The sequence below is a fragment of the Paraburkholderia phenoliruptrix genome (assembly GCF_047325075.1).
GTDB lineage: Bacteria > Pseudomonadota > Gammaproteobacteria > Burkholderiales > Burkholderiaceae > Paraburkholderia > Paraburkholderia phenoliruptrix.
The window spans coordinates 2,044,947-2,059,787 of sequence record NZ_CP168530.1 but is presented as its reverse complement, the minus strand read 5'-3'; the positions used below and the strand labels follow the sequence as shown (position 1 = coordinate 2,059,787).

Here is a 14,841-nt window from a genome sequence, read left to right as displayed (position 1 = left end):
GATCAGATCTCCGCGTGCTCGACGATGGTGTGTTGCGCACCGCGCTCGTCGCGCCGAACACGGAAGGAAGTCGCATAAAGGGCTGGCAGGAAGAACAGCGTGAGCACCGTGGCGATCGTGATGCCGCCCATGAGCGAGCTCGCCATCGGGCCGAAAAAGCCCGAGCGAAGCAACGGAATCAAGGCCAGCACGGCGGCTGCGGCCGTGAGCATGATCGGACGGAAGCGTCTGACGGTCGCGCCGACGATCGCATCGAAACGGGGCTGACCGGATGCGATGTCCTGCTCGATCTGATCGACGAGGATCACCGAGTTGCGCATGATGATGCCGAACATCGCGATGACACCGAGCATGGCGACGAAACCGAACGGTTCGCCGAGCAGCAGCAGCGCCGCGACGACGCCGATCAAACCGAGCGGCACGGTCAGCACGACGATGAACGTGCGCGAAAAGCTTTGTAGCTGGATCATCAGCAGGGTGAGCACCGCGATGATGAGGATCGGCATTTGCGCATTGATCGAAGTCTGGCCCTTCATGCTTTCCTCGACGGAGCCGCCCACTACGATGCGATAGCCGATCGGCAATTGCGCGCGAAGCTGGCTCAATTCGCGGTCCACGTCGCGCGTGACGTCGATGCCTTGTGCGTTGCCTCGCACGTCGGCCTGTACGGTGATGGTGGGTTGACGATCGCGTTCCCAGATCACACCGTAGTCGAGCGCCGTGCGCACGTTGCCAAGCGTGCCGAGCGGCACGGGGCCTTGGGGCGTCGGCACGGCCAGGCTCGTGAGCTGCGAGGGATCGACACGCTCGCTTTTCGGCGCGCGCAGATCGACGTTGACCAGTTTGTCGTGCTCGCGATACTGCGTCACCGTATAGCCGGAGAGCGTCATGGCGAGAAAGTTCGACACGTCCTGCGAGGTCACGCCGAGTTGGCGCGCGCGGTTCTGGTCGATCTGGAACGACAGGGAGCGCTCCTCGGGCTCGTCCCAGTCGAACTGCACGTTGCGCGTGCGCGCATCGGCACGTACCTTGTCGGCCACCTTTCGTGCGATCTCATGCACGGTCGCGAGGTTGTCGCCGCTCACGCGGAACTGAATCGGATAGCCGACCGGAGGCCCGTTTTCGAGTCGTGCCACACGGGTTCGCACACCGGGGAATTGCTTTTCGAGCGATGCGTCGAGCCATTTGAGGAGCTTTTCGCGTTCTTCGACGTCTTTGGCCGTCACGACGAACTGCGCGAAGTTCGGCTGCTGCAACTGCTGGTCGAGCGGCAGATAGAAGCGGGGCGCGCCGGTGCCAACAAAGTCGACCACGCGCTCGATCTCGGGGCGTCCGCGAAGTGTCTGTTCGAGGCGTTGCGCTTCACGCAACGTCGCTGCGAACGATGCGCCTTCCGGCAAACGCATATCGACAAGCAACTCGGGGCGCTCGGAGTTCGGGAAGAACTGCTTGGGCACGCGAGTGAAGGCCGCCATTGCGACGGCGAACGCGATAGCCGTCACGCCCAGCACCAACCAGCGGTGCTCGATACACCAGGAGACCCAACCGGCCATGCGGCGATAGAAGCCCGTGTTGTAAATATCCTCGTCGTGACCGTGGGCTCCCTGAGCGCCGTGCTCGCCTGCCTTGCGCTCGGGGAGCATGTGGTAGCCGAGCAGCGGAACCAGCACCACGGCGGCGAACCACGAAACGATGAGCGCGATCGCGGACACCTCGAAGATCGAGCGCGTGTACTCGCCGGTGCTCGACTTCGCCAGTGCGATCGGCAGGAAGCCCGCTACGGTGACGAGCGTACCCGTGAGCATCGGGAAGGCCGTGCTCGTATAGGCGAACGCTGCCGAGCGCATGCGGCTCCAGCCTTGCTCGAGTTTCACGGCCATCATCTCAACCGCGATGATGGCGTCGTCCACGAGCAGGCCCAACGCGAGCACGAGCGTGCCGAGCGAGACCTTGTTCAGGCCGATACCGAACAGATACATGCACAGCGACGTGACGGCGAGCACGATCGGGATGGTGATCACGACGACCATGCCCGTGCGCAGGCCGAGCGAGACGAGACTGACCACGAGCACGATGGCGACGGCCTCGGCCACTGCCTCGACGAAATCGTCGACCGAGTGCTTGACGGTATCGGGCATGCTCGAGATCTGGACAAGCTTGAGCCCTGCGGGCAGGCGCGCCTGCAGTTCGGCGCGTTCGCTGTCGAGCGCCTTGCCGAGCCGGATCACGTCGCCGCCGGTTTGCATCGTGATGCCGATTCCGAGCACCGCGTGTCCGTTAGTACGCATCTGCGTGACGGGCGGATCGTCATAGCCGCGGCGGATCTTCGCGATGTCGCCGAGCCGGAACGTGCGGCGGTTGACCGATATCAGCATGTCTTCGAACGCCCGCACGTCCTTGAACGCGCCGCTCGTACGCACGAACACACGGTCATCAGGCGTGTTGAATGTGCCGACCGGCGCCACGGCGTTCTGCGCGTCGATGGCATGCGCCAGTTCAGCGGGCGTGATCGCGAGCTTCGTCAACTGCGTGTTCGAAATCTCGATGAAGATGTGCTGATCGGGATCGCCGAAGTAGTCGACCTTCGCCACGCCGGGCACGCGCAGCAGCACGGTGCGCAACTGGTCGGCGTAGTCGTGCAGTTGCGCGGGCGAAAACCCGTCGCCTTCAAGGGCGTAGATGTTTGTATAAACGTCGCCGAACTCATCGTTGAAAAAGGGGCCCACGATGCCTTGCGGCAGCGTTGCGCGGATGTCGCCCACTTTCTTGCGGACCTGATACCAGGTTTCGGGCACGTCCTTGACGGGCGCCGAGTCCTTCATCGCGAAGAAGATCATCGACTCGCCGGGCCGCGAATAGCTCTTGATGTTGTCCACATACGGTGCGGCCTGAAGCTGGCGCGCGATGCGGTCCGTGACTTGCTCCTGCACTTCACGCGCGTTCGCGCCCGGCCAGTTGGTCCGAATAACCATGGTTCGGAACGTGAACGGCGGATCTTCGGATTGAGACAGATGCGTATACGCGATGACGCCGAAGAGCGTCATCAGGCCGATCAGGTAAATGACGAGCTGCTGATGACGCAGCGCCCACTCTGAGAGATTGAAGCCGCTTTTGCCTTGGCTTTCGGCGTTCTGAGCGGTGGCGAGCGTGACGTCGCCGGATTTTTCGTGGTCGACGATGCTCATGATGCAAAGTCCTCGGGATGCAGCGGGGCGATCGCTTGCACGTGCTCGCCGGCGCTCACGGTATGGACGCCTTGCACGACGACGCGTTCGCCGTCGTGCAGGCCCGCAACGACGTCAATGGTTCGCTCGCCGTAGTTCGTGACGGAAACGGGGCGCAGAACGAGCTTGTCGGTGCCGGGCTGCACGACCCAAACGGCGGGCTTGCCGCCATCGTGAAAGAGCGCCGTGGCCGGCAGCTGGAACGGGATGAAGCCGTCGTTCGCACGCGCAATATCGAACTGCACCTGAGCCGTCATGCCGAGGCGCACCTCGAGGCTCGGCGCAACGAGCGTCAGCTTCACGCGCCAGGTGCGGCTTAGCGGATCGGCGCTCGGGGCGACCTCGCGCACGCGCGCTTCGAATGTCTTGCCGGGCAGAGCCGGCAGCGTGACCTTTGCGATCTGGCCGACGCCCAGCGAATTCAGTGCGCTCTCGGGGGCGTCGCACGCGACATCGACATCGCCGCTCCAGTCGAGGTGATAGACCGCCTGCCCTTGTTCGACGTTCTGACCCGTATCGGCATCTTCCGACTTGACCACGCCGTCGTGGTCCGCCACCAGGGTGGTATAGCGCAAGTGGTCTTCGGCCAGCGCCATTTGAGCGAGCGCCGAATCGCGCTGGGCAAGCGCCGTTGCATAGGCGTTCTGCGTTTGCTCCCACTGCGCGGGCGCAATCAGGTTGGCCTGCGCCTGCGCTTGGTCCCGAACGAGCTGCTGCTTCTGGTACGCGAGCTGATGCTCGGCGGCATCGAGTTGTGCGCGTGCGTTCACTGCGTTGTTCCGCAGATCGGCGGGATCGAGCAGGGCGAGCACTTGCCCGGCTTTGACCGTATCGCCCAGATGGACGCGCCGCTCGGCGATTTTGCCGCCGACGCGGAATGAAAGCGCTGTCGAGTAACGCGCTTCGACCTGGGCCGGCAGCGACGTGGCGTTCGCCGTGTTGTCGGCGTGCACCGCCAGCGCCACCACGGGCTTGGCTTCCGGGGCGGCGGGTTCGTGCGTATGACATGCCGCGAGCAGGACGGCGCCGCAAACGGCGAGACAAAGGCCTGCCCGACGGGGCAGCGCGGAGGAAGAGGACGGGCGCGAGGACGACCGCGTGTCAGGACCGGGGAGTTTCACGATGTTTCCAAACGAGAGCTGGGCAAGATGAAAGGAAGACCGTTCGCAGGTCAGGGTTTTCACTGACGAGCATCGATCGTTGGTGACATTAGAGTCGAAAATGATAAGATTGTCGATTATGACTAACGAATCTCAATCGATGAAAGATGGAAAAGAGGCAGGGGTGCAGGTGACGCCCGGCAGCGCCGCGTCGGAACGGTCTTCTCAAGCGGCCGCCACGACCGGGGTCGCGGCGGCGGCCGTGGCCGTCATGGGCGACGGGCGCGGGGGCGAGCCCAAACCGCGGGAGCCACGCGGTGCTCGGCGTAAGCGCGAGACTCGCACCCGCCTGCTCGAGGCGGCGCTCGCTCTCGTGGCGACGAAAGGCGTCGAGCACGTGACCATCAACGAAATCACGGAAGCCGCCGACGTCGGGTTCGGTTCGTTCTACAACCACTTCGATTCGAAGGAGGCTTTGCATGCCGCGCTTTTCGACTGGGTGTTCGAGGACTTCGGCGAACAGCTCGATGCGCTGGTGCGCGGGCTATCGGACCCGGCGGAGGTGGTGGCAGTGGGCGTGCGGCATACGCTGATGCGCGCTCGGCGTGAGCCGGTATGGGGCTACTTTTTGATTCGGGAGGGTTTTTCGGAGCGCGCGCTGCAAGATGGCATGGGTCGACGGTTGAAGCGCGACAGCGAGGCCGGGATAGCGGCCGGGAGATTTGCCGTGACCGATCCCTTCATATGTCATGTGTCGGTAAGCGGTATCGTCCTTGCGGCGATCGCCGCGGAATTGAGCCATGCCGTCAATGGTCACGTGGAAGTGGAACGGCATGGCGCGCCGGAGCCCGGGGACGATGGTTTCGCCGAGCGCGCCGCGGTGGTCGTATTGCAGGTGCTGGGCCTGAATCGCGAAGAGGCGGAATGTGTGGCTCGCGGGCCGCTGCCGGCTGCGGCGCGTGGGGCGGATTAGCGGGGCTCGCTGACGGTATCCCCCACCTGGTTCGTGGCTCCTGCTACAGGCCGGGCGGGCGGCGCGGTGATGCGTCGTCCTGCCGGTCCGCATAAAGCGCGCTGGCCAGATAGCGTCGACGCACCTCGCGCAACGCGGTCACGAGAATCGCGCTGACTGGAAGCGCGAGCAATACCCCAAAGAAGCCAAACATCTCGCCGAACGCCAGCAACGCAAAGATCACCGCGAGCGGATGCAGACCGATGCGTTCCCCGATGAGCCTAGGCGTAAGAAACGCCGTCTCGAGCACTTGCCCGACCGCATAGATCAACGCCACCACACCGAACCCATACCAGTCGCCGAATTGGAGCAACGCGGCGAGCATCGCGAGTACGAGCCCCGTGGCGAAGCCGACGTAAGGGATGAAGACCGCAAGCCCGGTAAACAGACCGACGGGCAACGCAACGCCCAACCCGGCGAGGCCCAGCGCGATCGGATAGAAGGTTGCGAGCACAACCATGACGAGCAACTGGCCACGCAGATATTGCGACAGCATCTGGTCCATCTCAGTCACGAGTGCACGCGTTTTGCCAAGCCACGGCCGCGGCACGAGACTTTCGATCCGCGCGAAGACCTTGCGCCTGTCGTAGAGCAGGTAGTACAGCACGAGCGGTACCACGACGACATTGCCCACCGCGGTGACCAATGCACTGCCGCCCGTGCGCACATAGCGCCAGGCTGCGACTTCGATCGATTGCCCGCCGCCTGCGAGCCGGCTCGTCAGTACGTTACGCAAGCTCGTCAAATCGAAGGACCTATCGAGGCCGACCAGCCCGAGCTTCGGCTGCAGCCAGGTATTGATCCTTGCCGTGAATCCAGGAATTTGCGAAGCAAGCGCCGGCAGCTCCTTTTGAATCACCGCGAACACGAGCAGGCCAAGCGACACAATGACCGACGCAAACAACAGCATCATGGCGAGCGCCGCAAGCGTGCGCGGAATCCGCCGACGGACCAGCCATTCAACGCCGGGCTGGAGCATGTACGCGATCAGGCCGCCCAGCAGGAACGGCGTGAGCACAGGACGCAGGATCCACATCAGAAGGCCGGCCCCGACTGCAAGGGCGCCCCAGAGCATTGCCTGCCGCGGATAGGGGTTGAGTCGTGCACGCTCATGCTGCGGCCCGCGCACTGCGGGGGAATTCGTCGACATCTTCGGGCTCGTGCTGGGCTGCCGGGACTGTTGCTTCGGATAAGTGCGCGGCGACCGTCCGGCTCCGCGTCGACGCAAGAGGCGATATATAACACATAAATGATTATGCAATCAAATATGAGCATTCCGTCGAATTGAACGTATGCACGCATCCGCGGACCGAGCCGACTCCAGTGGATGCCGCCGCGCGTGTGCGAGCACGATTTCACTAGTTGACAAAAATATCAGCAATGACTTTAATATCATCAACAAGCCGAACGATAGATCGGACAAGCCACCATACAGACGAAAGGAGCCAAGCGTGGAGACAAGCGCGCATGTGGGCATTGCCGGGTTGAGTACGACTCAACCCGCACGTCATTCGAACCCCACGACGAAAGCGTCGGCGTTGTCGTATCTGATCTTCGACCGGCCCGACCTCGAACAAGCCGAGCGATTTCTCAATGACTTCGGATTGCAGACGGTGTTGCGAAACGAAGCCAGGTTGTTTTTGCGCGGTACCGGCCCGGCGCCGTTCTGTTATGTCGTCTGCCACGCGCCGAAGGCGCAATTCGCCGGCTTCGGATTGCAGGTCGACGGCGAATCGGACCTGCATGCACTGACGCGGCTGCCCGGCGCCACGGAGGTGGAGCGGTCGGACTGGCCGGGCGGCGGATATCGTGTGACGTTGACCGACCCGTCGGGCTTTCGCGTCGATGCGGTCTGGGGCGCACGCGACGTCGAACCGCTGCCGCACCGGAACGCGCTGCCGTTCAATTCCGTGGACGCCGTGGTCCGCATTAACGACACGCAGCGCCCGCCGGCGAACCCACCCGATGTCATCAAGCTAGGGCATGTCGTGCTCGAGTTGGCCGACTTCCAGAAGACGTGCGCGTGGTACACGCAGCACTTCGGCTTTATCCCGAGCGATGTGCAGACGCTACCCGACGGCTCACCGGCCGTCGCCTTCATGCGATTGGACCTGGGCGGGCGGCCGGCCGACCATCACACGCTCGCGTTGGCGCAAGGTTTCGTTCCAAAGTACAGCCATAGCGCTTTCGAATTGATCGATGCGGATGCGGTCGGCATGGGGCAACGCGTCCTGCGCGAGAAAGGTTGGACGCACGCATGGGGAATCGGACGCCATATTCTCGGCAGCCAGATATTCGACTACTGGCAAGACCCCTGGGGCGACAAGCACGAACACTACTGCGACGGCGATCTCTTTACGTCGGACGTCCCCACGGGCGTGCATGCGGTCAGCCGTGAAGCGATGGCGCAATGGGGACCGGCCATGCCGCGCAGCTTCACCAAGCCCGAGCTCTCGCCGTCGAGCCTGGCCGCTCTCATTCGCAACCTCCGACGCAGTCCGGATCTGACGGTGAGCAAGCTGCTGACGCTCGCCAAAATCTTCGCGTGATATCTCCGCATTTCCAAACGATAGAGACTAAGCCATGTCACTGCATGTTTTGCATTACCGCCATGAAGGTCACGCGCGTTGGGGCGTGGTACGAAACGGCGCTATCACGCCGATTCCCGGCGAATTCGCCACGACGGCGGAATTTATCGCTGCGAATCCGGTGGAGCGTCTGATTGAACTCGACGGCCCGACAATTCCCGAGTCGGCCGTGCAATGGCTCCCGCCGGTCTCGGCAAACCAGCAGTTCATCTGCCAGGGTGCGAACTATCGCCAGCACATGATCGAATCCGGCATGGACCCGGATGCGAAGAAATTCAACATGCTCTTCACGAAGGCGACGAGTTGCATCGTTCCCGCCGATTCGCCCCTTGTGAAGCCCTCGAACGTGAGGTTCCTCGATTACGAAATCGAACTCGGTCTCGTGCTCAAGAAGAACATTACGTCGCGCCGTACGATCGCCGAAGGCGATCTCAGCGAGTACATCGCGGGTGCCGTCATCGTCAACGATTACTCTGCGCGCGATATTCAGATTCCGCAGATGCAGTTTTACAAGGGCAAGAGCTTTCGCACATTCGGTCCTGTTGGGCCCTACCTGTGCCTGCTCGAACGGAGCGACATGGCCAAGCTTGGTCAGCTCGAACTGACGCTCACCGTCAACGGGGCTATCCGGCAGCAGGATTCGACCGCGAATCTCGTCTACGGTCCCGCCGAAACGCTGACGGAGATCTCCGGCGTCCATGACCTTTTCGTCGGGGACCTGCTTTCCACCGGCACGCCCTCGGGCTGTGCGCTGTCGGTGCCTTCGCCGATGAAGCAGCGCCTCGCGGCGGCCCTGTCCGAGGAAGCCAAATGGAAAATGTTCATGGATATCCAGGCAGCGAGGCCGCAGTATCTGCGCGCCGGCGACGTGGTCGAATCGCGCATCGCGAGCCGCGACGGATCCATCGATCTTGGCGTTCAACGCAACGAAGTGGTGGATGAAGCGTCATGATCGCCCAAGGGATCGTGAGCCGAGAGGACGTCCTTGCGCTAGAGGCGCAAGGGGTGCCGGAGGATCTGCCTGTCAGCACCTACGAAATGATCTGCCGTGGTGCTGCGATCGATCCGTCCGCGCCAGCGCTTTCGTTTTTTATGACCGCCGACGTTTATCGCAACGCCGAATGTTGGACCTATGGCGAACTGGTTCGTGACATCACCCGAACGGCGAACGCCTTCACCCGGCTCGGCGTCACGTCGCAATCCGTGATCGCGTACGTGTTGCCCAACTTGCCGGAGACGCATTTCGTCATCTGGGGTGGACAGGCAGCGGGCATTACGTGCGCAATCAATCCACTGCTCGAAGGCGAGGCAATAGCCGATCTGCTCAATGCAGCCGGGGCCGAAGTGCTCGTCACACTGGCGCCGTTTCCGCAAACGGATATCTGGCAGAAAGTTCACGCGATCCTTGATCGGCTGCCGGCGCTCAAGCATCTCGTATTGGTCAATCTGGCCGACCGGATGCCCGGTCCAATGAGGTCCGCCGCACGCATGCTCGCCCGCAGCGAAGTGAGCCGATTGCACGGCGAGGTCGGCCTGCGCGCGGCGGTCCCCGCCGGAATCGAATTGCACGATTTCACGAGGGCGATGGAACGGGAATCCGGTACGAGCCTGCTCGGCAACCGGCGCTTCCAGCGGGACGATCTATCGTCGTTTTTCAGTACGGGCGGGACGACAGGGCGCCCAAAGATCGCGATGCGCCGGCATGGAAATGAAGTCGCCAATGCATGGAGTACCTCGCGATTCTTCGGCGAAAGTATGGGACCGGGCAAAACGATCTTTTGCGGCCTGCCGCTGTTTCATGTCAATGCGGTCATGGCGACCGGGCTCCTGCCGTTTTCCCAAGGCGCGCATGTCGTGCTCGGAACGCCGCAGGGCTATCGTGGCGAGGGCGTCGTCAAGCGCTTCTGGCAAATCATCGAGCGACACCGCATCAACTTTTTCAGCGGTGTCCCGACGCTTTACGCTTCGCTGCTCGACGTTCCCATCGACGGGTGCGATATCAGCTCGCTCGAATATGGCCTGTGCGGCGCTGCGCCCATGCCTGTCGAAGTCTTCCGCCGATTTCAGGAGCGCACGGGCATCCGCATTCTCGAAGCGTACGGGCTGACCGAGGGAACATGCGTGAGCAGCGTGAACCCTCCGCTTGGCGAGCGCCGCGTCGGATCGATCGGCCTTCGGATTCCGGGGCAAGCGATGAAGGCCGTGATGCTGGATGCGCAGGGCCGATATTCGCGCGACTGCGAGACTGATGAGACGGGCTTGCTGGTCATTTCAGGTCCCAACGTCTTCGCGGGATACGCAGAGCCGGAGCACAACGAAGGCATCTGGGTCGAACTCGGCGACGGCGAGCGCTGGTTCAACACCGGCGACCTGGGGCGGCGCGACGCTGACGGCTATTTCTGGCTTACCGGCCGCAAGAAGGACTTGATCATACGGGGCGGCCACAATATCGATCCCGCCACGATCGAGGAGCCGTTGCATCGCCACCCGGCGGTACAGGTTGCCGCGGCAATCGGCCGTCCAGATGCCCGCGCGGGGGAGTTGCCGATCGCCTACGTGCAACTCAAACCCGGCGCGACGGCAACCGAAAGCGATCTGGCGGAATTCATGCGCTGCGAGATCGGCGAACGGGCGGCACTGCCGAAGGGCATCCGGATCATCGAGACGATGCCGCTGACCGGAGTCGGCAAGATCTTCAAGCCTGAGTTAAAGCGCCGGGAGACGGTGGACGCACTGCTTTCGGCGCTTGCCGAAGCCGGAATTGAAGGGGCGCTCGTGCATGCCGTCCAGGATCCGGCGCGTGGGACGGTTTTGCACGTCGAGCTTCGCAGCCGCGAAATGGAGGCGCAGGCGGCATCTGTGCTCGGCCGGTTTCCCTTCATGTTCTCGATTCTGGTGGAACAGGCAGTTGCGGAAGAGGCGTCGCAAGACCGTAAAGGGATGGGTTCCTCAATGCTTCCGCAGGCGTCTTCCCGCGTGAACGGAAGCAGTTGATGGCGGACGTCGCTCGATGCGCGTCGGGCGGGCCGTTTGCGAAGACGAGCGAATAGCGGACATCGTACGGCAGTTTCATATCGCGAGTCATCCGCTTTGCGACGCAGTGAATCAATTAGGATGACTTAAAAAAATAGAATCGATTCGACGACTATTTGAAGTATCGAAAAGGAGGAGACATGACGTATCACAAGTTGGGCCGCCGCACGCTCGGCATCGCCTTTTGCATGGGATCGGCTGCCTTGAGCCAATACGCAATGGCCCAGTCTGCCGGCAGCATGACCGTCTCGGCAGGTTGGCTGCATGTCGCGCCGCAAGGCAACGCAACGCCCTTGACCGTGGAAAGCGTAGGCGGAGTGCCGGTCAACCGGGAAGTGGCCGGCAGCGGTGCACACGCGACGTCGACCGATACGGTGGGATTTACCACGGAGTACTACATTACTGACAACGTCGGAGCGGCCATGCTTTTTGGCCTGCCGCTGAAGGTGGATCTGGTCGGCGACGGGTCACTGGGGAAGTATGGCAACCTGGGATCGACCAGACCGATGCCGCCCGCTCTGGTTTTTCGATATCACTTGTTTTCTGGCGCGACGAAGTTCCGCCCGTTCGTCGGATTAGGGGTGAATTACACGTGGTTCACTCAGGTCCGGCCGACCAACAGCCAGTTCATTACCGATAGCTTCGGTCCGGGCGGTTCGGTGCGCGCGACGCTCAGCTCGTCATGGAACCCCGTGTTCGAGGTCGGAGCGAGCTATTCCATCAGCGAGCACTGGTCGATAGGCGCTACGCTCGATTACATCCCGGTGAAGGCCAGGCTCACGTTGTACGGACAGACTGCCGCGGGAACGCAGATTGTTTCAAAGTCGACCCTGCGACTCCATCCGCTTAGCGCGTTCCTGAACGTTGCCTACACGTTTTAATGCATGATGGATCGAACGATGAAACGTCAGGCTCTCAAGACCATTTTGTTCGCGTTGCCCAAGGTCCTTGACCTGACGGCACGCCGTTTCCCGATGTATCGCGCTCGTCTCAAGGAGAGAAATCTCATTGCATGGATTGGATTGATGGACGAAAGCATCGGCCGGGTCATCGAGTTCAGGAATGGCCGTATCCGATCGCACGCTGCGAGGCGCGCACGTTCCGACGTGCGCATGGCCTTCAAGGATGTCGCCACGGCCTTGAAATTTCTCTCACCCAACCCCGACCAGGGAGAAATCATCCACGCCGCCAAGAATTTCAAGGTGGTCACCGAGGGCGAGGATGAGCTTCTCGTCTGGCTCATGCAAACACTGGCCATGATGCAGACCGTCGGCCTGCCGATGGGCACGCCCATGCCAGACGGTACTCGCCGGTACACGACCTGCACCAACGGCGGGCCGCTGTACGTGTACGTCAAAAACGGCCGTATCGTTCGCGTCACTCCCATCGAATTTGATGATCGCGATGCGGCTAGCTGGGTGATCGAGGCACGCGGCCGGCGCTTTTCGCCACCGCGACGCGCCTTGGTGGCCCCCCATGCGTTGACGCTCAAGTCGCTCGTCTACTCCGACAAGCGCATTCTCCATCCGATGAAGCGGGTCGATTTCGACCCAGACGGTGAACGCAATCCTCAGAACCGCGGCAAGTCGGGCTATGTGCGTATCAGCTGGGACGAGGCGCTCGATATCGTCGCCAAGGAGATCAATCGACAAAAGCGCGTTCACGGTCCGGGCTCTATTACGTTCCCGATGTCGTCGCACCATCAGTGGGGCAACGTAGGCTACTACTTGAGCGCATTGACGCGATTTGCGAACCTGATCGGCTTTACCCGCGTGGCCGCCAATCCGGACAGCTGGGAGGGATGGTATTGGGGCGCCATGCATCACTTCGGCAACTCCATGCGCATTGGCGTGCCAGCCGGCTATGGCGGCGTGGAGGACGCCCTCAAGGAAGCGGAGATGATCGTCTTCTGGTCGTGTGATCCGGAGAGCACCAATGGTGCCTACGCGGGCTTCGAGGGCACGCCGCGCCGCTTGTGGGCCAAGGAGCTTGGGCTGCAATTCGTGCATATCGATCCGCACTGCAATCCCACGGCCCAGTTGCTCGGTGGCCGCTGGATTCCGATCCGCCCGCAAACGGACGCGGCGTTGGCCACAGCGGTCATGTACGTGTGGGCCGTGGAGGGCCTGTACGACGCCGAGTATGTCGCTACCCGAACGACCGGCTTCGAGCAGTGGCGCGCGTATTTGCTGGGCGAAACAGACGGCATTCCCAAAACGCCGGAATGGCAGGAAGCGGAAACAGGCGTGCCCGCCAAGGACGCTCGCGCTTTGGCTCGCCTGTGGGGGAACAGAAAGGTCCATCTGGCCGTCGGGATGACGGGCGCGGGATTTGGCGGCGCCGGCCGGGGCGCCACCGGCGCGCAATGGGCGCGCTGCATGGTCATGATGATGGCCATGCAGGGCTGGGGCAAACCGGGCGTCAACTTCGGCTGCCTTGAAGTAGGTGCGCCTCACGATCTGCATTTCTACTTTCCAGGCTACGCGGACGGCGGCATTTCAGGCGACCTCGCGTGGACGGGCAACGCGGTGAACAACTATCAACGCATGCCCCACATCTTGACCTTGAACCCGGTCAAGCAAATGGTGCCGCGGCAGCAGTTGCCGGACGCCATCATCGACGGCCATGCCACGGGTTATCTGTGGGATGGGATGTCGCAGGAAGCGCAGTTTGCGCCGTTCAGCTATCCCATGCCCGGTTATTCGCCGATCCATATGATTTATCGCTACGGCGGGTCGGCGCTGAGCACCGTGACAAATTCCGGCCGCTGGACGGAGGCTTACCGGCACCCGAGCATCGAATTCGTCGTCAATCAGTCCATCTGGATGGAAGGCGAGGCGCAGTTCGCCGACGTGATCTTGCCGGCATGTACGGCATTGGAGCGCTGGGACATCGGCGAGTGGTCGAATTCCGGCGGCTACGCGCACCACGGTTTCGGCACCGTCAACCATCGCGTACTGACGATGCAGCATAAGTGCATCGAGCCTTTAGGCGAATCGCGTTCCGACTACGATATTTTCACTGCGATCCTGACGCGGCTAGGTTTGGGCGGCGTATTCACAGAAGGATGTAGCGAACTGAATTGGGTCAAGCGGGTGTTCGACTCGTCCGATCTGTCAGATCACGTGTCGTGGCGCGAGTTTTGCCGAAAGGGCTATTACGTCGTGCCGCCCGAGAAGCCCGAACTTCGTCATCCCGTGGACATGCGTTGGTTCGCGCAGGGCCGCCGAAAGGACTTGCACGAACCCCATCCGTTGCCGTCCCAGTTCGCCGAAAAGTTTGGTGAGGGCTTACAGACGCCAAGCGGAAAATTCGAGTTCGTGCCGGAGTTGCTCGAGCGGCACACCGCGAACAACCCGGAAAGGCCGCCGCTCAATCGATACATTCCGTCCTGGGAGGGTTTGCGTTCCGAGCTCGCGCAACGCTACCCGTTGCAGTTAATCGCGACGCACAGCCGCTACAGTTTCCATACCCACTGCGACGGCAAGCATTCGGCGGTCAATAGTATTGACGACCATCGCGCGCTGATCGGCGGCCACCGCTTCTGGTTGTTGAGGCTGAGCCCGGCAGACGCCGCCGCTCGCGGCATTGCCCATCGGGACCTCGTCAAGGTGCATAACGATCGCGGCGCCGTGATCTGCGCCGCCGACGTTTCGCCGCTGGTGCGCGCAGGAGTGGTCAAGTCCTACGAGGCGAGCGCTGAATTCGAGCTTGTCGAGATTGATGGCGAGCAGGTTGAAATCGGCGGTTGCATGAACATGCTCACACCTGATCGGCCGCAGACCGCCGGCACGAGCAGCATGAGCCCGAATTCCTGCCTCGTGCAGGTGGAAAAGTGGCGCAGCGCCGACGCGTTTTTGCTCGGTCGCGCAGCGTGAGGACTC

Annotated in this window: 9 protein-coding genes; 6 read left to right on the top strand and 3 right to left on the bottom strand. The window is 62.2% G+C overall.

Features of this window, described 5'->3' with window-relative positions; genetic code table 11:
• Positions 1–2: 2 nt before the first annotated feature.
• A complete protein-coding gene (locus ACEN8U_RS09120; RefSeq protein ID WP_310112023.1) occupies positions 3–3,185 on the bottom strand; it encodes an efflux RND transporter permease subunit in 3,183 nt (1,060 codons plus the stop codon).
• The gene (locus tag ACEN8U_RS09115) at positions 3,182–4,345 is read right to left on the bottom strand and encodes an efflux RND transporter periplasmic adaptor subunit (RefSeq protein WP_310112022.1); all 1,164 of its coding nucleotides are present in this window, start codon (positions 4,343–4,345) and stop codon (positions 3,182–3,184) included. The genes ACEN8U_RS09120 and ACEN8U_RS09115 overlap by 4 nt, the downstream gene beginning before the upstream one ends.
• Positions 4,346–4,484: 139 nt before the next feature.
• On the opposite strand from ACEN8U_RS09115, the gene ACEN8U_RS09110 reads away from it, so the two are divergent.
• On the top strand, positions 4,485–5,297 hold the full coding sequence (locus tag ACEN8U_RS09110; RefSeq protein WP_310112057.1) for a TetR/AcrR family transcriptional regulator: 813 nt from the start codon (positions 4,485–4,487) through the stop codon (positions 5,295–5,297).
• Positions 5,298–5,340: 43 nt separating this feature from the next.
• Here the strand turns inward: ACEN8U_RS09110 and ACEN8U_RS09105 are convergent, their stop codons facing one another.
• Positions 5,341–6,486 (bottom strand): AI-2E family transporter, encoded by a 1,146-nt coding sequence (locus tag ACEN8U_RS09105; RefSeq protein ID WP_368608523.1) that lies wholly within the window; start codon positions 6,484–6,486, stop codon positions 5,341–5,343.
• A 301-nt stretch (positions 6,487–6,787) separates the two neighbouring features.
• Here ACEN8U_RS09105 and ACEN8U_RS09100 point away from each other — a divergent pair, with 301 nt between their 5' ends.
• From ACEN8U_RS09100 to ACEN8U_RS09080, 5 genes are all read left to right on the top strand, one after another.
• The gene (locus ACEN8U_RS09100; protein WP_310112020.1) at positions 6,788–7,885 is read left to right on the top strand and encodes a VOC family protein; all 1,098 of its coding nucleotides are present in this window, start codon (positions 6,788–6,790) and stop codon (positions 7,883–7,885) included.
• 34 nt (positions 7,886–7,919) lie between these two features.
• Positions 7,920–8,876 (top strand): fumarylacetoacetate hydrolase family protein, encoded by a 957-nt coding sequence (locus tag ACEN8U_RS09095; RefSeq protein ID WP_310112017.1) that lies wholly within the window; start codon positions 7,920–7,922, stop codon positions 8,874–8,876.
• Positions 8,873–10,918, top strand: coding sequence for an acyl-CoA synthetase (locus tag ACEN8U_RS09090; RefSeq protein WP_310112014.1), 2,046 nt, complete (start codon positions 8,873–8,875; stop codon positions 10,916–10,918). The genes ACEN8U_RS09095 and ACEN8U_RS09090 overlap by 4 nt, the downstream gene beginning before the upstream one ends.
• A gap of 179 nt (positions 10,919–11,097) precedes the next feature.
• Positions 11,098–11,838 carry an OmpW/AlkL family protein gene (locus ACEN8U_RS09085; RefSeq protein WP_310112011.1) on the top strand — a complete coding sequence of 247 codons (741 nt, stop codon included), beginning with the start codon at positions 11,098–11,100 and terminating at the stop codon, positions 11,836–11,838.
• Positions 11,839–11,856: 18 nt separating this feature from the next.
• On the top strand, positions 11,857–14,835 hold the full coding sequence (locus tag ACEN8U_RS09080) for a molybdopterin-dependent oxidoreductase (RefSeq protein WP_310112008.1): 2,979 nt from the start codon (positions 11,857–11,859) through the stop codon (positions 14,833–14,835).
• The last annotated feature ends 6 nt before the right edge of the window (positions 14,836–14,841 follow it).